The sequence below is a fragment of the Empedobacter sp. UBA3239 genome (assembly GCF_002362875.1).
GTDB lineage: Bacteria > Bacteroidota > Bacteroidia > Flavobacteriales > Weeksellaceae > Empedobacter > Empedobacter falsenii_B.
Window position 1 is genome coordinate 31,548 of the sequence record NZ_DEVJ01000035.1, and the last position, 22,065, is coordinate 53,612.

The following is a 22,065-nucleotide window of genomic DNA, read 5'->3' on the forward strand; positions in this document are numbered from 1 at the left end:
GGATTTTTTTGTTATTTATATTTTAGAAATAATTATTTCAATTCTTCATTTCGCATAAATTCTTCAGCTTTTTCGACCATATTTTTCGATCCACAAAAGAAAGGAATGCGCTGGTGTAATTCTGTAGGTTCAATATCCATAATGCGTTGGAAACCGTCAGAAGCTTTTCCTCCAGCTTGTTCAGCAATAAACGCCATTGGATTACATTCGTACAATAAACGTAATTTTCCGTTCGGATTATTTGTTCCAGAAGGATAAATATAAATTCCTCCTTTCAACATGTTACGGTGAAAATCTGAACATAAAGAACCGATGTAACGAGAAGTGTAAGGACGATCTTCTTCATCTGCCTGACAGTATTTGATGTAATTCTTAACCCCTTGAGGGAATTTTACATAATTACCTTCGTTAACTGAATAAATATGTCCATCTTCTGGAATACACATATTTGGATGAGATAAATAAAACGTTCCAATTCCTGGGTTCAAGGTAAATCCATTTACACCATTTCCTGTTGTGTAAACCAACATTGTCGATGTTCCGTAAATAACATATCCCGCAGCAACTTGCTTGTTACCTGGTTGTAAGAAATCTGCTTTTGTAACAGGTGTTCCAGGTTCAGAAACACGGTGGTAGATTGAGAAAATTGTTCCAACAGAAACATTTACGTCGATGTTTGATGAACCATCAAGTGGATCAATCAATACAACATATTTACTGTTTTTTGAATTTTTTGAAGGTTGAATCGCGATAAAATCTTCGTTTTCTTCCGAAGCAATACCGCAAACAACTTCGCGTTGCGACAACGTTTCGATAAACGTATCGTTTGCGAAAACATCTAATTTTTGTTGTTTTTCTCCTTGGACATTTTCATTTCCGAATTCGCCTAAGATATTTACAAGTCCTGCTTTGTTTACTTTATAATTAACAACTTTTGTGGCTAATTTGATAGAACTCAGTAATCTAGATAATTCTCCGGATGAGTAAATAAAATCTGCTTGATTTTCTATGATAAACTCTCCAAGAGTTTGATGAGAATTAGTATTCATAATTATGTTTTGCTGGTCAAATATCGGAATAAAAACTCAATTTTGTACCATTTCAAACGTTTGAAATTAATCTAAATACGTGAAAATCATCATTCAAATTTATTTTTTATTTTAATTAAATTCGGTCAACATATAAAGTGTAGTTTGGTTATATTTGCAAGTTAAATATTTACAAAAAAAAGTTTTTATAGAAATGAAAGTTTTCAAATTCGGTGGTGCTTCGGTGAAAGATGCAGCCGGCGTTAGAAATGTTGCGAGTTTATTGCAATCTGTTGGTTACGAAAATACATGTATTGTTGTTTCTGCTATGGGCAAGACAACAAATGCATTGGAAGAGGTAGTCAAACGCTATTTTGAAGAACAAGATTTCGAAAAAACAATTAACGAAGTAAAAGAACAACACATTGCTTTAGCCACGGAATTATTTGATAATCCAGCTGAGGTTTCGAACGAAATTTCGCAATTTTTTGATGATATTGTTTCGTTTTTAAGACGTAACAAATCACCAAATTATAGCTATGTGTATGATCAAGTGGTTTGTTGTGGAGAATTAATTTCGACAAAAATCATCAGTATGTATCTTAATTCGATACAAATTAATAACGAATGGTTAGATGTTCGCGATTATATCAAAACAGATAATACATATCGTGAAGGAAAAGTAAATTGGGCATTAACAGAAGAAAGTATTAAACGTTTACCAAACACAGGTTTGTTTATTACCCAAGGTTTCTTAGGTTCTGATCCTAACTTTTTCACAACAACTTTAGGGCGTGAAGGTTCAGATTATTCTGCGGCGATTTTTGCTTATTGTTTAAATGCGGATAACATGACGATTTGGAAAGATGTTCCTGGAGTTTTGAATGCTGATCCACGTTATTTTGATAATGCTGAGCTGTTAAATCATATTTCATATGAAGAAGCAATAGAGTTGGCGTATTATGGTGCATCTGTTATTCACCCGAAAACGTTACAGCCGCTTCAACAAAAAGAAATTCCTTTCTTCGTAAAATCATTTATTAATCCTACAGAAGCAGGAACAGAGGTAGCGAAAGGTCAACCATTAGATCCGAAAGTACCTTGTTTTATCCTAAAAAGAGAGCAACATTTGATTCGTTTATCAAGTAAAGATTTCTCTTTTATTACAGAAGATAAATTGAGCGGAATTTTTAATAAACTATATGATTATCAAATCAAAGTAAATTTGATGCAAAATTCAGCAATTTCATTATCTTTATGTTTGGAGGATAAATATGACAACTTAGAAAAGTTTGTTGCAGATATGAACGAAGAGTATAAAGTGCAAGAAGAAAACAATGTTTTATTGTACACAATTCGCCATTTTGATGCAGATTCTGACAAAGTTGTTTCAAAAGAAAAAGAATTATTGCGACAAACAGTACGCGAAACATTACAAATAGTTGTTAAAGCTTAAATGAGTTTAATCACGACACAAGATATCTATTCAGCTTCGGGTCTTTCTAAAATTGGTGTTTTAGGAAGGCCTGTAGCTTGGGCATTGAAAAAAGTTTTCAGTATAGATCAGTTAAACGATTTGTACAATCGTGGAAAGCATTTGCAATGCGAACCTTTTTTGGATTATTTGATTGATGATTTGGGAATGGATTACGAAATCCATGAAGAAGATTTGAAACGTATTCCAAAGGAAGGACCCTTTGTTATTATTTCAAATCATCCGCTTGGAGCTTTGGACGGAATTATTTTGATGCATTTTATGTCAAAAATTCGTCCTGATTTCAAGGTGATGGGTAATTTTTTATTGCAAAAAATTAAACCATTAGAACCGATGATTATTCCAGTTAATCCTTTCGAAACACGTAAAGATGCATACAGTAGCCTTTCAGGAATGCGCGATGCATTAAAATTGTTGAGAGCTGGAGGTTGTTTAGGAATTTTTCCTGCGGGCGAAGTTTCTTATCGTGATGACGAAAGTAAAATTATCGACAGAGAATGGCAAGAATCAGCGATGAAGTTGATCAAAAAAGCAAAAGTTCCTGTTGTTCCAATGTTTTTTAGAGCGCGAAATAGTAATATTTTTTACCGTGTAGCGAAGATTCATCCAGATTTTCAAACGGCAATGTTGCCAGCTGAAATGATGAAGAAAAGAACACGACCAATTCAAATTCGTATTGGAAAACCAATTTTACAAAAACAACAAGACGAGCATGTGTCTATAGAAGATTATTCTGAGTTTTTGAGAAAGAAAACATACATGCTTTCGTCTTATTACAAACAAAAAAGAAGTTTAACTCAAGTCTTGAAAAACCCTTCGAATATTGAGTTGAAAATTCCGAATTTACCAAGCTTATCTTCTTCTAACAAAAAGGTTAAGCCGATTATTTCGGAAACTGCTTTAGACTTATTAATTCAAGATATTGAAACTTTACGAAAAGATGAACAAGCATTATTATTTACGAATAATAATTACGAATGTTTCTTTTCTACAGCTCAACAAATTCCAAATATATTAAGAGAAATTGGTCGTTTGCGAGAGATAACTTTCCGTGCGATTGGTGAAGGTACAAATGATGAAATTGACCTTGATCGCTTCGATAATCATTATCACCATTTATTTTTGTGGGATAAGGATACGAATAAAATTGTTGGAGCATATCGTATGGCGATTGGTTCGGAAGTGTATGAAAAATATGGAATTAATGGATTTTATGTTCATGAATTATTCAATTTTGATCCAGAAATTCATCCTTTCTTCAAGAAATGTATCGAAATGGGACGTGCATTCGTTTCAGCTGAGTATCAACAAAAGCCGATGCCATTGTTCTTATTATGGAGAGGAATTGTGCATGTAACGTTGAGAAATCCAAATCAGAAATTTATTATTGGAGGAGTGAGTATTAGTAATCAGTTTTCTGATTTCTCAAAATCGTTGATGATTGAATTTATGAAATCTCATTATTATGATTCTACTGTAGCGCAGTATGTGAGAGCAAAAAATGAGTTTAAAGTTAAGCTGAAAGAGGAAGATAAAGAATTTATTTTTGATGAATCTGAAGCTGATTTGAATAAGTTTGATAAATTAATCGATGAGCTTGAGCCAAATATGTTGCGTTTGCCAGTTTTGATCAAAAAATATATTAAACAAAATGCAAAAGTGATTGCTTTCAATGTTGATCCTAAATTTAATGATGCAATTGATGGCTTAATGTATATTAGAGTTTCGGATATTCCAGAATCTACTGTTCGTCCTGTTTTAGAGGATATTCAAGCAGAACTTGATAAAAAAATACAATCAGGAAAATTTGACGGAACAATCATTTAGTTTTTATCAAATTTAAAATATAAAAAATGCGCTCAACCTAGTTGAGCGCATTTATATTTTAGCTTCGCTATAAATTATTTAGCAACTGCTGTAGAATCTGCTGCTGGAGCTGCTACTGCTGCTGAATCAGCTACTGGAGCTGCTGCAGAGTCAACTACTGCTGAATCAACTACTGCTGTAGCTGAATCTGTAGCTGGTGCTTCTTCTACTGGTGCTTCTTCAGTTTTCTCTCCACAAGATACTGCTCCTAATGATAAAGCTGCTACTGCAACTACTGCGAAAAATTTTTTCATCTTTTTAAATTTTAATCGATTAATTTGATATGTCAAAGTTAGAATGATTTTGACCTGATATAATAAAAAACAATTGTAATTATTTTGTAAAACATTTTTTATTTTACAAAACATAGAATTACAATTGTTTAAACGTTGATATTTTCCGAAATTATAAAATTTATAAAACAAAAAAATCCTCAAATTCTATAATTTAGAGAATGATTTTTGACTTATTACAAGTATTTATTTTAAAACTTGTACTTCTAATTTGAATTTTTCGATTTTATTTGAAATTAAATCCAATCTCAAATTATGAATACTTCCGATGTGCGAAGTCTGAAATTTTTTGTGTGGTACATATGTTCCATTTTCTACAGACAAACCAACTTCTCTGTAGGCATCACGGAAAGGTGTTCCATTTTTAATCGCTTCATTAATATTTTCAACGGTATAAATCGGATCATATTTATCCTGATTCATATAGTTATCTTTAATCTGAAGTTGAGGAATCGCAAATGTTAAGATGTCAATAATATTATCAAATTGCATCATTGGTTCGAATAATATTTCTTTCAATATTTGATAATCACGGTGATATCCACTTGGAAGATTATTGATCGTCATCATAATATCATTCGGTAATGCCTGAATTCTATTGCAATGCGCACGAGTTAACTCAAACACATCTGGGTTTTTCTTGTGCGGCATAATCGATGAACCTGTTGTCATTTCGTTTGGCAACTTCACAAAAGCTAAATCTTGTGAATTGTATAAAACCAAATCGTACGACATTTTAGACAACGTTCCACAAATAATAGCTAAGGCAGTTGCGACAGATTTTTCTGTTTTTCCACGTAACATTTGTGCTCCAACAGAAGAAACCAAAATTTCAGAAAAACCTAATTCTTGTGTTGTTTGCAAACGATCAATTGGGAAACTTGTTCCGAAACCTGCGCCAGAACCCAAAGGATTTTGATCAGAAATTTTATATGCAGCCTCAAAAAAGTATAAATCTGTCAACAAACTTTCTGCATAAGCAGAAAACCACATTCCAAAACTACTTGGCATTGCTGCCTGAAAATGCGTATATCCTGGTAATTGATGATTCTTGAATTCGTCTGCTTTTTGTAGGAAAATCTCAATTAAATTGACAATTTTCTCCGTTGTATGTTTTAAATACTCTTTCTCAAAAAGTTGAATTGCAACCAAAACTTGATCATTTCGAGAACGTGCAACGTGAATTTTTTTTCCAGCATCGCCAGTTTTTTCAATTAAATAAGCTTCAATTTTTGAATGTATATCTTCGTAATTTTCGTCGACTTCGAAATTATTTTCCGCAATCAGAACCAAAACTTCATCCAAAGCAATTTGCAACGCATCATTTTCTTCATTGGTAATCAAACCTGTTTTTGCCAGCATATTTGCCTGCGCTTTCGACGCTAATGCATCGTATTTCGCAAGATGAGCATCTAATTCTCTGTCTTTTCCAACAGTAAATTTTTCGATTTTATCATTAATGGTAAAACCTTTATCCCAAAGTTTCATATCTATAATAATGAATTAAGGGCGCAAAGTTAGTATAAAGTTGCATAATATCTCATTAAAAATGTATAATTATTAATAATCATAAATATTTATACATATTGAATATTTTTGATTGTTTTTTGAGAATGTTTAGACGATTGATAGCATTTCGAAAGATTGATTAATGAATGTTTATTAATATTTCAAAATAATTCAATTTCGTAAAAAAATGACCCAAAAATTATGGAGTTGATATTTTAAGAACCTTTTAATTTTTAACTTCTATTTATATACGTTTAAAACATTGTTAAAGTGAAATTTAGACCTTTTTTATAATAATTCTAAATTATTGAAATATAACTAAAATATATCATTCTTTGATGAAAAATCTTTACTATAAACGTAATTTTGTGTACCAATTTATAGCTAAACGCATATTTGTTTAGATGATTGTTAATGTAAGTTTTAGAATGAAACTCTGACTCAAATGCTTATGTGTGTTGAGTTTGTGTGAGTTAAATTATTAAAAATTACCCTTCGAAAAAATTACATACTTAGTTTGTATTCTGATAACAGTGGTTGCCTATGCCAAAAATGATTTTTGTTGAAAATAATTTTTGCATAAGATGTGACGATACAGCGAAGTGTTATTATATAATTCATTTTGATTGGATGAAATCAAGTGTAAGTAGCTTGGTTTTAAACAATCTTTAATATTAAAAAGAAAAGATAGATAATTATGAGTCTTTACCAAGAGTATCTTAACGAGATTGAAGAAAGAAAAGGTCAAGGTTTACATCCAAAACCAATTGATGGTGCAGAATTACTAAGTGAAATCATTAATCAAATTAAAGATGTTAACAACGAATACCGCGAGGATTCTGTTAAATTCTTTATCTATAACACGTTGCCAGGAACAACTTCTGCTGCAGGTGTAAAAGCAAAATTTTTAAAAGAGATTATTTTAGGAGAAGCAACAGTTGCTGAAATTACACCAACATTTGCATTCGAATTGTTATCTCACATGAAAGGAGGACCATCTATTGAGGTTCTTTTAGACTTAGCTTTAGGAAATGATGAAGCAATTGCAAAACAAGCTGCTGAAGTTTTAAAAACACAAGTTTTCTTATACGATGCAGATACAGCTCGTTTAGCTGATGCTTACAAAGCAGGAAATGCAATTGCAAAAGATATTTTAGAAAGTTATGCAAAAGCAGAGTTCTTTACAGAATTGCCAGCTGTTGCTGAAGAAATAAAAGTTGTGACTTACATTGCTGCTGAGGGTGATATTTCTACAGATTTATTATCTCCAGGTAACCAAGCACACTCTCGTTCTGATAGAGAATTACACGGGAAATGTATGATTACTCCTGAAGCTCAAGCTGAAATTAAAGCTTTACAAGCGAAACATCCAGACGCTTCAGTAATGTTAATCGCTGAAAAAGGTACAATGGGAGTTGGGTCTTCTCGTATGTCGGGTGTAAATAACGTGGCTTTATGGACAGGTAAACAAGCATCTCCATATATTCCATTCGTAAATATTGCTCCAATTGTAGCGGGTACAAATGGTATTTCTCCTATCTTCTTAACGACAGTAGACGTAACTGGTGGTATCGGTATTGATTTAAAAAACTGGACTAAAAAAGTTGACGCTAACGGAGAAGTTGTTCGTAACGAAAACGGTGACCCAATTTTAGAAGAAGTTTATTCAGTAGCAACAGGTACTGTATTAACTATCAATACAAGAGAGAAAAAGTTATACAACGGAGATCAAGAATTAATTGATATCTCTAAAGCTTTAACTCCACAAAAAATGGAATTTATCAAGGCTGGTGGTTCTTACGCTATCGTATTTGGTAAAAAAATCCAAACTTTCGCAGCTAAAACTTTAGGAATTGAAGCTCCTGTAGTTTTCGCTCCTTCAAAAGAAGTTTCTATCGAAGGACAAGGATTAACTGCTGTTGAAAAAATCTTCAACAAAAATGCAGTTGGTGTTGCAGATGGAAAAGTATTACACGCAGGTTCAGACGTTCGTGTTGAAGTTAATATCGTTGGTTCTCAAGATACAACTGGTTTAATGACTGTGCAAGAATTAGAGTCTATGGCTGCTACAGTTATTTCTCCAATTCTTGATGGTGCTTACCAATCTGGTTGTCATACTGCTTCTGTATGGGATAAAAAAGCGCAAGCTAACATCCCTAAATTAATGAAATTCATGAACGAATTTGGGGTAATCACAGCACGTGACCCTAAAGGTGAATATCATGCAATGACTGACGTTATTCACAAAGTTTTAAATGATATCACGATTGACGAATGGGCTATCATTATTGGTGGTGACTCACACACACGTATGTCAAAAGGTGTTGCTTTCGGTGCCGATTCAGGTACGGTAGCTTTAGCTTTAGCAACTGGTGAAGCTTCTATGCCAATTCCAGAATCTGTTAAAGTAACATTCAAAGGTGAAATGAAACCATTTATGGATTTCCGTGATGTGGTTCACGCTACTCAAGCTCAAATGTTAAAACAATTTGACGGTGAAAACGTATTCCAAGGACGTGTAATCGAGGTTCATATCGGAACTTTATTAGCTGACCAAGCCTTCACATTTACTGACTGGACTGCAGAAATGAAAGCTAAAGCTTCTATCTGTATTTCTCAAGATGATACCTTAATTGAATCTTTAGAAATTGCTAAATCTCGTATCCAAATCATGATTGATAAAGGTATGGATAACAAAAATGCAGTTTTACAAGGTTTAATCAACAAAGCAAACAAACGTATCGAGGAAATTAAATCTTGTGAAAAACCAGCTTTACAACCAGATGCTAACGCTAAATATTACGCTGAAGTAGTAATTGACTTAGATATTATCGAAGAGCCAATGATTGCCGATCCAGACGTGAATAATGCTGATGTTTCTAAACGTTATACACACGATACAATCCGCGATTTAACTTACTATGGTGGTGATAAACACGTAGATTTAGGTTTCGTAGGGTCTTGTATGGTACACAAAGACGATTTAAAAATCGTTTCTCAAATGTTACGTAATGTAGAAAAAGCAAATGGTAAAGTTGAGTTTAAAGCTCCTTTAGTTGTTGCGGCACCTACTTACAACATCATCGACGAATTAAAAGCAGAAGGTGATTGGGAAATGTTACAAAAATACTCAGGATTTGAGTTTAGCGACTTATTGCCAAAATCTACTGCTCGTACAGAATACGAAAACATTATGTACTTAGAGCGTCCTGGTTGTAACTTATGTATGGGTAACCAAGAAAAAGCAGAAAAAGGAGATACAGTAATGGCGACATCTACACGTTTATTCCAAGGGCGTGTGGTTGAAGACCGCGATGGTAAAAAAGGTGAATCTTTATTAGCATCAACTCCAGTAGTTGTTTTATCAGCGATTTTAGGACGTATTCCTAATATTGAAGAATATAAAGCTGCTGTAGAGGGTATTAACTTAACAAAGTTTAAACCAATTTCAATGAACTAATCGTTCGTAGAAAATGATATAGAAGAGGCTAACATTTCGGTGTTAGCCTTTTTTTTTGTGATAAATTATATAATATTGCAAATAAATAGGTTAGAATTGATTTAAATAAGGTTATTAATCATTTATACATGTTAAATATTAAATAATTCAGTATATTGGGGTATGTTTTTTGATAAATTAAAACCAATTAAATAAATCAATTATTATGGCATTTGATATAAATATGATTAAAGGCGTTTATGCCAAAATGCAAGAACGTGTAGATGCTGCGAAAACTATCGTTGGTCGACCTTTAACGTACTCAGAGAAAATTTTATATGCTCACTTGTTTGACGGAAAACCAACGCAAGCGTATACAAGAGGAGAATCTTATGTAGATTTTGCACCAGATCGTGTAGCAATGCAAGATGCAACTGCTCAAATGGCTTTGTTGCAATTTATGCAAGCTGGAAAAACAAAAACTGCTGTTCCTTCTACGGTTCACTGTGATCACTTGATTCAAGCTAAAGTTGGTGCAAAAACCGATCTACAAGAAGCTATCAATAAATCTTCAGAAGTATTTAATTTCTTAGAATCAGTTTCTAATAAATATGGAATTGGATTCTGGAAACCAGGAGCAGGAATTATTCATCAAGTAGTATTAGAAAACTATGCATTTCCAGGAGGAATGATGATTGGTACCGATTCTCACACGCCAAATGCAGGTGGATTAGGAATGGTAGCAATTGGTGTTGGTGGTGCTGATGCTGTTGACGTAATGTCTGGAATGGCTTGGGAATTAAAAATGCCAAAATTAATCGGAATTAAATTAACGGGTAAATTATCTGGTTGGGCTGCTCCAAAAGACGTTATTTTAGAAGTTGCTGGACGTTTAACTGTAAAAGGTGGAACAGGAGCAATTGTAGAGTATTTTGGAGAGGGAGCTGAGTCTTTATCTGCAACAGGTAAAGGAACAATTTGTAACATGGGTGCAGAAATTGGAGCAACAACTTCAATTTTCGCTTATGATGATGCTTCAGAAAGATATTTAAGAGCGACTGATCGTAATGATGTAGCAGATGCTGCAAATGCTCACAAATCTTATTTACGTTCTGATGATGAAGTTTATGCAAATCCAGAAAATTTCTATGATCAATTAATTGAAATCAATTTGTCTGAATTAGAGCCTCGTTTGAATGGTCCTTTTACGCCAGATTTAATGACACCAGTTTCTAAAATGAAAGAAACTGCTGCAGCTAATGGTTGGCCTTTAGATGTAGAATGGGGATTAATCGGTTCTTGTACAAACTCTTCTTACGAAGATTTAACACGTGCAGCTTCGATTGCGCAACAAGCTTTAGATAAAGGTTTAGAAGTGAAATCATCTTTCGGAATTAATCCAGGTTCTGAGGTCGTTCGTTATACAGCGGATCGTGATGGTTTATTAAAAACTTTTGAGGATTTAGATGCAGTTATCTTTACAAATGCTTGTGGGCCTTGTATTGGTCAATGGGATCGTGAAGGTGCGGATAAAGAAGAAAAAAATACAATCGTTCACTCATTCAATCGTAATTTCAAAAAACGTGCGGACGGAAATCCAAATACATATGCTTTCGTAACTTCGCCTGAAATGGTTGCAGCTATTGCAATTTCTGGACGTTTAGATTTTAATCCATTAACAGATAAATTAATCAATAAATTTGGTGAAGAAGTAATGTTAGATGCTCCAAAAGGAGAGGAATTACCAACAAAAGGTTATGCTTATGAAGATAATGGATATCAAGCACCTGTAGAAGATGGTTCTCATGTAGAAGTGATCGTAAATCCAAATTCTGAGCGTTTACAATTATTAGAAGGTTTCAAACCTTGGAATGGTGAAAATATTACTGGAGCTAAATTATTAATCAAAGCATTTGGTAAATGTACAACTGACCATATTTCTATGGCTGGACCTTGGTTACGTTTCCGTGGACACTTAGATAATATTTCGAATAATACACTGATTGGTGCCGTAAATGCATTCAACCAAGAAACAAATTCAGTTAAAAATCAATTAACAGGAGAATACGGACCAGTTCCAGACACTGCACGTGCATATAAAGCGGCAGGTGTGCCTTCTGTAATTGTTGGTGACGAAAACTATGGAGAAGGTTCTTCTCGTGAGCATGCGGCAATGCAACCACGTCATTTAGGTGCTGTAGCAGTATTGGTACGTTCTTTTGCACGTATCCATGAAACAAATCTTAAAAAACAAGGAATGTTAGCGTTGACATTTGCGGATAAATCAGATTATGATAAAGTACAAGAAGATGATACAATCAACTTTATTGATTTAACAGAATTTGCGCCTAGAAAACCTTTAACAATCGAGTTTGTTCATGCAGATGGATCTAAAGATTTAGTTGTAGCAAATCATACATACAATGCACAACAAATTGAATGGTTCAAAGCTGGTTCAGCATTAAATTTAATTAAAGCGCAACAAGCGTAATAGTTATTTCAACATAAAAAGTAAAGCCGATGTAGAAATACATCGGTTTTTTTTTATTTAAAATATTTTTTCCTATTTAAAATTGAATAATATTTAAAAATAATTAATTTTTTCTTAATTCTTTATGTTTGTTGTTGTTGAATTATTAAGTTTACAATTAAACACATAATAATATGATTAAAAATTTATTTTTTATAGGATGTCTATTTTTGACTCCTCAACTTTTTGCACAAACAGTCGTTTTTGAAGAAAACTTTGATACCCCAGAAAGACAAGCATTGTGGACGATTGGAGAATTAGATGGAGACGAAGATACTTGGGAGTTTGTAGATGCTGCAGAAGCTGAAACTCCTTCTTTTAGAGGTTCTTTTGCTTGGTCTTGGTCATGGTTTTTTGAGGCTTTAACACCTGATAATACATTAACAAGCCCAGTTTTTAAAATTCCTGAAGGAAACAAAACAGAATTGACTTTTAAGGTTTCTGCTGCAGATGATGAAGAAGGTTTTTTTGAAGAACATTACGCGGTTTATGTAATTCCTGCAAATTCAACTTTTACTGGTACAGAAACAGCAGCTTTTGAAGAAACATTAGATGCTGGATATTTTAATGTTGCTAAGACAGTTAATGTAGATATTTCAAAATATGCTGGACAAGATGTTCAATTGGTATTCAGACATTATAAATGTACAGATATTTTATACATTGGTTTAGATGATGTAAAAGTCACGCAAGAAAAATTAGCAACTTCTGATCTTAATAAATCAACTATTTCTGTTTATCAAGATAATGGATTGGTTAAAGTTTCAGGAATAAACGATGTCAAAAAAATTAAAATATTTGACATGTCAGGTAATCTCGTTAGAGAGGTTGATCAGTCAGAGGCAAATATTTCCGCTTTACCAAAAGGAATTTATATTGTTAATTTTTATTCTGGAGATAATGTTATTTCAAGAAAAATTGTAAAATAATAAAATAATAAAAACGAGCTTTAAAATAGAGCTCGTTTTATTTTTCTACAAATTCTTCAAATTTTCTAAAGCCATTAAAAGTGTTTCATCCTTTTTAGCAAAACAAAATCGGATTACTTTGTTATCTGTTTTATCATGGTAAAATGCTGAAATTGGTATCGTCGCAACTTTATTTTTGATGGTTAACTGTTTTGCAAATTCATCATCAGGTAAATCACTTATTTTAGCATAATTTGCACTTACAAAATAAGTTCCTTCACAAGGCAAAACTTCAAAATTTGTTGAAGCTAAACCTTTAACAAATAAATCTCTTTTTTGTTGAAAAAAATCATTTAAATGTAAGTAATGATAAGGGTTTTCTAAATAATCTGCAATTGCATATTGTGATGGCGTATGAGTAGAAAACGTATTAAATTGATGACATTTTCTAAACTCTTTCATCAATTCTTTTTCGGCTAAAATGTAACCGATTTACCAGCCTGTAATGTGAAATAATTTTCCGAAAGAACCAACAATAAACACTTTATCTTTTACCGATTCCAACTTTGCGAAACTTTGATGCAGTTTTTCATCAAATGTAATGTGCTCATAAACTTCATCTGCAAGTAAATAACAATTCGAATCTTTTAGGATTTGTTCAAGTTGTTTCAAATCATTTTCGGATAAAATTTTTCCTGTTGGTTTGTTTGGATTATTAACGATAATTAATTTCGTTTTATCATTAATTTTTTGCTTCAGTTCTTCAAAATCGATTGAATATTCAGGATGTTTTAGCTGAATTGAAACAATTTTTCCTCCAAATAATTCGATAGTTGGTTGATATAAATCGTAAGCAGGTTCAAAAATAATCACTTCATCATTTGGATGAATTAATGTAGAAATAACATTAAAAATGGCTTGACTTGCGCCGTTTGTAATATTAATTTCATTCTGAAAATCGTAATCAGATTGATAAAGATTACAATATTTTTTTGAAAGTAATACACGCAATTTTTCGACGCCAGTCATTGGCGCATACTGATTGTAATTTTGTGTCGAATAAAAATTTAAACGACTAATTAATTCAGAATCTGCGTTAAAGTCAGGAAAACCTTGCGCCAAATTAATCGCTTGATGTTCATTTGCCAATTGACTCATCACCGAAAAAATGGTTGTTGAAACATTGGGTAGTTTAGATTTCATCATATTGGTAAATTAGGTCGTTTTTGCTCAAAATCAAAACAATAAACCTTAATATTTTTAGGATTTTTTTTCTTATTTTTGTAAAACTCGTTTAACACTCAACAACTCAAATGTCAGAATTAGATCAACAAGTAAATTATACGGAAGACAATATCAAAACCCTTGATTGGCGCGAACATATTCGTATGCGCCCTGGGATGTATATTGGGAAGCTGGGAGATGGTTCGTCTCAAGATGATGGAATTTATATTTTGTTGAAGGAGATTGTAGACAACTGTATCGATGAATTTGTGATGGGTGCAGGTAAAACAATCGAAATTAATCTGCGCGAAGACGAGGTAACGGTTCGTGATTATGGACGTGGAATTCCACTTGGAAAAATGGTTGATGCCGTTTCTAAAATGAATACGGGTGGTAAATATGATTCACAAGCTTTCAAAAAATCGGTTGGTTTGAATGGTGTTGGAACAAAAGCTGTAAATGCGTTGTCAACATCGTTTCGAGTACAATCTATTCGAGATGGAAAAACGCGTATAGCTGAGTTTGAGCAAGGGATTTTAGCAAATCAAGAAGATGAAAAAGAAACATCTTTGCGAAAAGGAACTAAAATTACATTTGTTCCTGACAAATCGATTTTCTTGAATTTTAAATTCAGAAAAGAATATGTAGACAAAATGTTGAAAAACTATGTTTACTTAAATCCAGGATTGAAAATTATTTTCAATGGAGAAGAATTCTTTTCGAAGGACGGATTGAAAGATTTATTGAATGATAATATCGAGGAAGAAACAATTTATGATATCATCCATTTGAAAGGAGAAGATATCGAAATTGCGATGACGCACAGCTCGAAATCATATTCGGAAACGTACTATTCTTTTGTGAATGGTCAAAATACAACGCAAGGAGGAACACATTTAACAGCTTTCAAAGAGGCTGTTGTGAAAACTGTTCGCGAATTTTATAATAAAAATTATGATCCTGCGGATATTAGAAAATCAATTATTGGAGCAATTTCGATCAAAGTAATTGAGCCAGTTTTTGAATCGCAAACAAAAACTAAACTTGGTTCGAATGAAATTGGACCAGGAATGACAACGGTTCGCACGTTTGTAAATGATTTTATCAAAACGAATCTTGACAACTTTTTACATAAAAATACAGAAGTTGCGCAAGCATTAGAACGCAAGATTAAACAATCGGAAACAGAACGAAAAGAGCTTTCTGGAATTCGAAAATTAGCCCGTGATCGTGCCAAAAAAGTTAGTTTGCATAACAAGAAATTGCGTGATTGTCGTCAACATTATAACGATCCGAAAGCTGAATTACGTTTAGATACAACTATTTTTATTACCGAGGGAGATTCGGCAAGTGGATCGATCACCAAAAGTAGAAGTGTAGAAACGCAAGCGGTGTTTAGTTTGAGAGGAAAACCGTTGAATTCGTATGGTTTGACAAAGAAAATTGTTTATGAAAATGAAGAATTTAATCTTTTGCAAGCAGCACTAAATATTGAAGAAGGATTAGAAGATTTACGTTACAATAATGTTGTAATTGCAACTGATGCTGACGTCGATGGAATGCATATTCGTTTGTTGATTATTACATTTTTCTTACAATTTTTCCCAGAATTAATCAAAGAAGGTCATTTGTATATTTTGCAAACGCCACTTTTTCGTGTGAGAAATAAAAAGGAAACACGTTATTGTTATTCTGAGCCTGAACGTATAAAAGCGTTGGAAGAAGTTAAAAATCCTGAGATTACACGATTCAAAGGATTAGGTGAAATTTCGCCAGACGAGTTCAAGCATTTTATCGGAAAAGATATTCGTTTAGAGCCTGTAATGATTGGAAAAGATCAAACTATCGAAAGTCTTTTAGAATTTTACATGGGAAAAAATACACCAACAAGACAAGAATTTATTATTAACAACTTAGCCATAGAATCTATTAAAAATTAAATAAAAACCAAACCAATCCTAACCTAAAAACACCTATCAATTATGAAGAAAAATAATAAAAAGGTTATTCAGTTGTTCAAAATACTGAATCTCACCATCGTTATTTTAATCATTCTAAACCTTATTATGTATACCGGTATTTTACCTTACAAGTATCACATAATACCACCTTATGTTGTCGCAATTTTTATAGCATTGCTTATTTATGTAAGCTATAAAAGTGGAAATCAATTTTTTGCGATAGACACAAAAGGTGAAACCATAACTTTTGAAACGAAGAATGTTGGATTTTTACCCTTCTTAGATTCAAAAACGAACAAAATCGATTTACCGAAGTATAAATTGATCAAATACGATTTTCAGAAAGGAATTCTTTCAAAAAACGTTGTCTTTTATATTAACAGTAAAAAGAATCCTACCAATTTAACAAAAGTCAAATTTCGTTTAGCATTCATTTCTAACCGAAATATTAATATTATTTTGACTGAATTAGACAAAATTGTGGAGTCTAATTGTATGGTCAAAAACAATGTAGAAGTAGCTATTTAACATGATGCAAGACAATCAAGAGAGCATCAAGAAGGTTTCTGGTATGTACCAAGAATGGTTTCTTGACTATGCCTCTTATGTAATTTTAGAACGAGCAATTCCATCTATTTATGATGGTTTGAAACCAGTTCAGCGTAGAATTTTACATTCAATGCGCGAGTTGGAAGACGGACGATATAACAAAGTTGCGAATATTGTAGGAAATACGATGAAATATCACCCGCATGGTGATATGGCGATTTCTGATGCAATGGTTCAAATTGGTCAAAAAGAATTGTTGATCGATATGCAAGGAAACTGGGGAAACATCTACACTGGTGACCGAGCGGCTGCGTCGCGTTATATCGAAGCTCGATTGACTAAATTTGCGTTAGAAGTTGTCTATAATCCAAAAACTACAAAATGGCAACCATCTTATGATGGTCGTAATAAAGAACCAATTGATCTTCCAATCAAATTTCCTTTGCTTTTGGCACAAGGAGTAGAAGGAATTGCAGTTGGTTTGTCAACAAAGATTTTACCGCATAATTTCAATGAGTTAATTGATGCATCAATTTTACATCTGAAAGGAAAGAAATTTCAAATTTTTCCAGATTTTTTAACTTCTGGTTTGGTTGATGTTTCTGACTATAATGATGGATTGCGTGGAGGTAAAGTGCGTATTCGTGCAAAGATTTTGCAAGAAGATAAAACAACGTTAAAAATTACGGAAATTCCTTACGGAACAACAACGGGATCTTTGATTGATTCGGTTTTGAAAGCCAATGATAAAGGCAAAATCAAGATCAAAAAGATTGAAGATAATACAGCGGCTGAAGTTGAGATTTTAATTCATCTTGTTCCGGGAAGTAGCCCAGACAAAACGATTGATGCATTGTATGCATTCACGGATTGCGAGATTTCTATTTCGCCAAACGCGTGTGTGATTAATGAACAAACACCGGAATTTTTAACAGTTTCTGAAATTTTAATTCACAATACAAACAATACAGTTGAATTGTTGAAAAAAGAGTTAGAAATTGAGTTAGATGAGCTGCAAGAACAATGGCATTTTTCTTCGTTGGAACGAATTTTTATCGAGAATAGAATTTATCACGATATCGAAGAAGAAGAAACATGGGAAGGTGTAATTTCTGCGATTGATAAAGGGCTGAAACCACATATTGCGCATTTAATTCGTCCAGTTACGGAAGAAGATATTACGCGTTTAACAGAAATTCGAATCAAACGTATTTCAAAATTTGATTTAGATAAGGCGCAACAATTTATTGAATCATTAGAAGATAAAATCGAGAATGTAAAACATCATTTAGCAAATTTGATTGATTATGCGATCGATTATTTCAAAAATCTAAAGACAAAATACGGAAAAGGAAAAGAACGTAAAACAGAAATTAGAACATTTGATACGATTGATGCGACAAAAGTTGCCGTTGCAAATACACGTTTTTATGTGGATAGAAACGAAGGTTTTATCGGAACTTCATTGAAAAAAGACGAGTATTTATTCGAGTGTTCTGATATTGATGATATTGTGGTTTTCAAACATGATGGTTCGATGATTGTGACAAAAGTTGATGCAAAAACGTTTGTTGGAAAAGGAATTATTCATGTTGGAATTTGGCATAAAAATGATAAACGTACCATTTATAACTTGATTTATCGCGATGGTAAAAATGGTCCGGCTTATCAAAAACGTTTTGCTGTAACGGGAATTACGCGCGATAAAGAATATGATTTAACCGCTGGTAATAAAGGTTCGGAAGTTTTGTATTTTTCAGCGAATCCAAATGGTGAAGCCGAAGTTGTATCAATTATTTTGAAAACTCATCAACGAATCAAAAAATTAAAATTCGATATTAATTTTGCTGATTTAGCGATTAAAGGTCGTGCATCAAAAGGGAATTTGGTGACGAAATATCCAATCAAAAAAGTAGAATTGAAAGAGGAAGGAGTTTCGACTTTAGCACCTCGTCAAATTTGGTTTGATACGGATACAAAACGTCTTAATGCAGATGGATTGGGACTTTTATTAGGTTCTTTCAAAGGTGATGATAAAATTTTAACGATTAATAAAAAAGGTGAAGCAAAATTGGTTTCGTTTGATTTGAGTAATCGTTTTGACGAAGATTTAGAAATTATCGAGAAATGGAAACCTGCAAAACCGATTTCTTGCGTGTATTATGATGCAGAAAAAGATCGTTATTTTGTGAAACGTTTCCTTTTAGAAGATACATTTTCTCCACAAGCTTTTTATACGTTAGAAGATGGTAAATCATCAATAAAAGTTGTTTCGACAGATTATTTACCAGTTATTGAGTTGATTTTCCCGAAAGTAAAAGGTTTAGAAAAAGAACCAGAAGTGATAAATTTAGAAGAATTTATTACTGTTAAAGGAATTAAAGCGCAAGGAAATCAATTGACGACATACAAGTTGAAACAGATTAATGTGTTAGAACCGCTTCCATTCGAAGAACCAGAAGAAGAGGAGGAGTCAGAAGAAGAGCCTCAGCCGACGCTATTTGATGCGATTGAGGAGGATAATAATGAAGAAGAAAATATAGAAGAATAATGGGAGACATCTCTATTGTGGCATTAGTCGTTATTGGATTGAATGTTTTGGTAAGTTGGAAAGGTTTTAACGATTTAGCTTTTTTTGAAAAATATAAATTCCAAGTTGGATCGATATTATATAATAAGGAACACTATAGAATTTTAAGTTCAGGATTTTTACATGTTGATTTCATGCATCTGTTTTTTAACATGTTTACATTATATATGTTTGCGAATCCTGTGATTGCTTTTTTTGCGAGTCCAGAAGGATTTTTGTTAGGCGACTTTTCGAATGCTAAACTAAATGTAGGTTACGGAATGTTTCTTTTAGTTTTTTTTGCAGCGGTTATTGGCGGAAATCTTTTGTCTTTGTTGATTCACAAGAAAGAAACTTTTTATTCGGCAGTAGGAGCTTCTGGAGGAGTCACAGGGATTTTATTCGCTGCAATTGCAGCTTTTCCTGAAATGGAATTAAGATTATTTTTTGCTTTACCAATTCCAGCCTGGATTTTCGGAATTTTATATTTAGGATATTCAGTTTATGGAATGAAAACTAATTTAGGGAACATCGGGCATTCAGCGCATTTAGGTGGAGCAATTGTGGGATTATTATCTGCAATATTATTTTATCCAACAATTTTACAAATCAATACATATTATATTTTAGGAATGATTGTTCCATTAATTGTATTGCTTGTGATGATTTTGAGAGAACATCGAAAATAAAAAAATAAGACAAAAAAAAGCATCAAAATTACTTGATGCTTTTTTTATGATAATGTTATAATATTCTTTTTACGTATAAGAATTTTGGTCCCCAATATCTATCATTTAAAGAAGATACCATAACACCTTGAGAAGTAGATGAATGAATAAATTCTAAAACTCCATCTTTATTTCTTCCATGAACAATTCCTACGTGCGAAACTCTACCGCGACCTCTTGTTGCAAAGAAAACTAAATCTCCTTCTTTTGCTTCGTCTGTACTAACTGTAAAACCTTCTCTTGCCTGATCTGCAGATACACGAGGTAAATTTTTATTGAAAGTCTCGAAAACGTTTCTAACAAAGGCAGAACAATCAATACCACTTCTTGTTGTGCCTCCGTATCGGTAAGGTGTACCAATATACGTTTCTGCTTCTTTTAATAAAAATCCTGTAAACAATTCATTCGTTTCTTCTAAAACGCTGTTTAACACAACCATAGATTTCGCTTCATCGTTAATTTCTATTGGTGTAACATCTAAATTGGCATGTTTATTGATTATTTTAGCTTGAGCTTCAATAGCTCTTGGTTTCGGTACGAAACTTCTCGAAGAATATTCTGTAGCTTCACTAACTGGGGTTAAAGATGAACATGATGTAATAAACATCGTGCAAACCACTGCAGCTACACCTAATATCGATGCTTTCATATATTGAGTATTCGTTTGTATAAATTTTAATAGCACCGCTAAAGTAATTGTTAAAAATATAACTCATTATATATAAGAGATGTTTTGACAAAATATTAACTTCCTTAACATTTTTTAACAAAAATCTATTCAAAAAAACTTTCAAATAAATTTGGAAGTTCAAAAAATAGTTCTACATTTGCACTCGCTTTTCACAACAAGTGGTTAAGCCGTCGTGCGGCCCATTCGTCTAGTGGTTAGGACATCAGGTTTTCATCCTGGAAACAGGAGTTCGATTCTCCTATGGGCTACATAAAAGTGTTTTAGAAAATTATTAAATTAATTTGGCGAGATAAAATATTTGTTTATATCTTTGCCGAACTAAAATAGAAAGAGATTTAAGTTATGGCAAATCATAAGTCAGCATTAAAAAGAATTAGACAATCAGCGGTAAGACGCGATCGTAATAAATATTATCACAAATCAGCTCGTACAGCTATTAAAGCTTTAAGATCTGAATCTGATAAAAATGAAGCAGAAACAGTTTTTCCAAAAGTTTCTTCAATGATTGATAAGTTAGCAAAAAGAAACATTATTCACAAGAATAAAGCTTCAAACTTAAAATCAAAGTTAGCGAAACATATTGCGGGATTAGCTTAATAAAATAAAAGTGGTCCCTTCGTCTATCGGTTAGGACACTAGATTTTCATTCTAGAAAGAGGGGTTCGATTCCCCTAGGGACTACAAATTAATAGATGGATTGCATTAATGCAATCTTTTTTTTCCTTGTTCATAGTTGTTGATTTTTTAAACAACCAGTAGAATACTGTGTAAAGGAAATTGTTTTTTGTGTTTTGTTTGTAAAGGTTAATCATAATGTTTAGATGATTAATCGGGAATGAAAATGTCGCTGTATAATTCAACTTGGTTCAAATTATTAGAATTATACATCGACTTTTCTACAACTCCCAACACAAAATGAGGTTCATTCAAAATAAAGAATATTCGAATTAATTAATTCATATTAAGTGGTCCCTTCGTCTATCGGTTAGGACACTAGATTTTCATTCTAGAAAGAGGGGTTCGATTCCCCTAGGGACTACAATTTGATTTAATTAAAAAAAAGTATAAAATTTTCAAAAATTGTTTGGTAATAAAAAATAAACGTTTATTTTTGCACCACAATAATACGAAAGGAGGTCCCTTCGTCTATCGGTTAGGACACTAGATTTTCATTCTAGAAAGAGGGGTTCGATTCCCCTAGGGACTACTAAAAAGCATTCAGATTTGGATGCTTTTTTATTTTGAAATAGTTTAGTTTATATTGATTTATTGCGA

General features: G+C 32.7%; 14 protein-coding genes, 4 tRNA genes and 1 pseudogene. 14 read left to right on the forward strand and 5 right to left on the reverse strand.

The window, feature by feature from the left end; translation table 11 throughout:
• Positions 1 to 32: 32 nt before the first annotated feature.
• Positions 33 to 1,049, reverse strand: coding sequence for a class 1 fructose-bisphosphatase (gene fbp, locus B4G36_RS04695; protein WP_114998305.1), 1,017 nt, complete (start codon positions 1,047 to 1,049; stop codon positions 33 to 35).
• Positions 1,050 to 1,242: 193 nt separating this feature from the next.
• Here fbp and B4G36_RS04700 point away from each other — a divergent pair, with 193 nt between their 5' ends.
• Together B4G36_RS04700 and B4G36_RS04705 are read left to right on the forward strand one after the other, a co-directional pair.
• The gene (locus B4G36_RS04700) at positions 1,243 to 2,484 is read left to right on the forward strand and encodes an aspartate kinase (protein ID WP_291062374.1); all 1,242 of its coding nucleotides are present in this window, start codon (positions 1,243 to 1,245) and stop codon (positions 2,482 to 2,484) included.
• Positions 2,485 to 4,350 (forward strand): lysophospholipid acyltransferase family protein, encoded by a 1,866-nt coding sequence (locus B4G36_RS04705; protein ID WP_291062375.1) that lies wholly within the window; start codon positions 2,485 to 2,487, stop codon positions 4,348 to 4,350.
• Positions 4,351 to 4,424: 74 nt separating this feature from the next.
• Here the strand turns inward: B4G36_RS04705 and B4G36_RS04710 are convergent, their stop codons facing one another.
• Together B4G36_RS04710 and argH are read right to left on the reverse strand one after the other, a co-directional pair.
• Positions 4,425 to 4,643, reverse strand: a complete 219-nt coding sequence (locus B4G36_RS04710) for a hypothetical protein (protein ID WP_125349919.1) — start codon at positions 4,641 to 4,643, stop codon at positions 4,425 to 4,427.
• Positions 4,644 to 4,868: 225 nt separating this feature from the next.
• Positions 4,869 to 6,170 carry an argininosuccinate lyase gene (argH, locus tag B4G36_RS04715; protein WP_291062376.1) on the reverse strand — a complete coding sequence of 434 codons (1,302 nt, stop codon included), beginning with the start codon at positions 6,168 to 6,170 and terminating at the stop codon, positions 4,869 to 4,871.
• A 718-nt stretch (positions 6,171 to 6,888) separates the two neighbouring features.
• Between argH and B4G36_RS04720 the strand changes: the two genes are divergently transcribed.
• The 3 genes from B4G36_RS04720 (at position 6,889) to B4G36_RS04730 (ending at position 13,089) form a co-directional block, all read left to right on the forward strand.
• Positions 6,889 to 9,651, forward strand: a complete 2,763-nt coding sequence (locus B4G36_RS04720; RefSeq protein ID WP_221854417.1) for a bifunctional aconitate hydratase 2/2-methylisocitrate dehydratase — start codon at positions 6,889 to 6,891, stop codon at positions 9,649 to 9,651.
• 205 nt (positions 9,652 to 9,856) lie between these two features.
• A complete protein-coding gene (locus B4G36_RS04725; protein WP_291062377.1) occupies positions 9,857 to 12,121 on the forward strand; it encodes an aconitate hydratase in 2,265 nt (754 codons plus the stop codon).
• 173 nt (positions 12,122 to 12,294) lie between these two features.
• Positions 12,295 to 13,089, forward strand: coding sequence for a T9SS-dependent choice-of-anchor J family protein (locus B4G36_RS04730; RefSeq protein ID WP_291062378.1), 795 nt, complete (start codon positions 12,295 to 12,297; stop codon positions 13,087 to 13,089).
• Positions 13,090 to 13,134: 45 nt separating this feature from the next.
• Here the strand turns inward: B4G36_RS04730 and B4G36_RS04735 are convergent.
• A pseudogene (locus B4G36_RS04735) lies at positions 13,135 to 14,274 on the reverse strand (methionine aminotransferase).
• Positions 14,275 to 14,381: 107 nt separating this feature from the next.
• Between B4G36_RS04735 and B4G36_RS04740 the strand changes: the two are divergent.
• From B4G36_RS04740 to B4G36_RS04755, 4 genes are read left to right on the forward strand one after another with little or no spacing between them, the layout of a single operon-like run.
• A complete protein-coding gene (locus tag B4G36_RS04740) occupies positions 14,382 to 16,232 on the forward strand; it encodes a DNA topoisomerase IV subunit B (RefSeq protein ID WP_280050023.1) in 1,851 nt (616 codons plus the stop codon).
• 42 nt (positions 16,233 to 16,274) lie between these two features.
• Positions 16,275 to 16,781 carry a hypothetical protein gene (locus B4G36_RS04745; RefSeq protein ID WP_291062379.1) on the forward strand — a complete coding sequence of 169 codons (507 nt, stop codon included), beginning with the start codon at positions 16,275 to 16,277 and terminating at the stop codon, positions 16,779 to 16,781.
• Between the two features lie 4 nt (positions 16,782 to 16,785).
• A complete protein-coding gene (locus tag B4G36_RS04750; RefSeq protein WP_291062380.1) occupies positions 16,786 to 19,353 on the forward strand; it encodes a DNA gyrase/topoisomerase IV subunit A in 2,568 nt (855 codons plus the stop codon).
• Positions 19,353 to 20,060, forward strand: coding sequence for a rhomboid family intramembrane serine protease (locus B4G36_RS04755; protein ID WP_291062381.1), 708 nt, complete (start codon positions 19,353 to 19,355; stop codon positions 20,058 to 20,060). Before B4G36_RS04750 ends, B4G36_RS04755 begins: the two co-directional genes overlap by 1 nt.
• Positions 20,061 to 20,115: 55 nt before the next feature.
• On the opposite strand, the gene B4G36_RS04760 is transcribed toward B4G36_RS04755, so the two are convergent.
• Positions 20,116 to 20,748: a C40 family peptidase gene (locus B4G36_RS04760; protein ID WP_291062382.1), complete on the reverse strand. Its 633-nt coding sequence runs from the start codon at positions 20,746 to 20,748 to the stop codon at positions 20,116 to 20,118.
• A 218-nt stretch (positions 20,749 to 20,966) separates the two neighbouring features.
• Here B4G36_RS04760 and B4G36_RS04765 point away from each other — a divergent pair.
• The 5 genes from B4G36_RS04765 (at position 20,967) to B4G36_RS04785 (ending at position 21,997) form a co-directional block, all read left to right on the forward strand.
• Positions 20,967 to 21,038, forward strand: a tRNA-Glu gene (locus B4G36_RS04765).
• A 94-nt stretch (positions 21,039 to 21,132) separates the two neighbouring features.
• A complete protein-coding gene (rpsT, locus tag B4G36_RS04770) occupies positions 21,133 to 21,387 on the forward strand; it encodes a 30S ribosomal protein S20 (protein ID WP_038334974.1) in 255 nt (84 codons plus the stop codon).
• A gap of 12 nt (positions 21,388 to 21,399) precedes the next feature.
• Positions 21,400 to 21,471: transfer RNA gene (locus B4G36_RS04775), tRNA-Glu, on the forward strand.
• Between the two features lie 286 nt (positions 21,472 to 21,757).
• Positions 21,758 to 21,829 (forward strand) — tRNA-Glu (locus B4G36_RS04780).
• Positions 21,830 to 21,925: 96 nt separating this feature from the next.
• A tRNA-Glu gene (locus B4G36_RS04785) sits at positions 21,926 to 21,997 on the forward strand.
• Positions 21,998 to 22,065 lie beyond the last annotated feature (68 nt).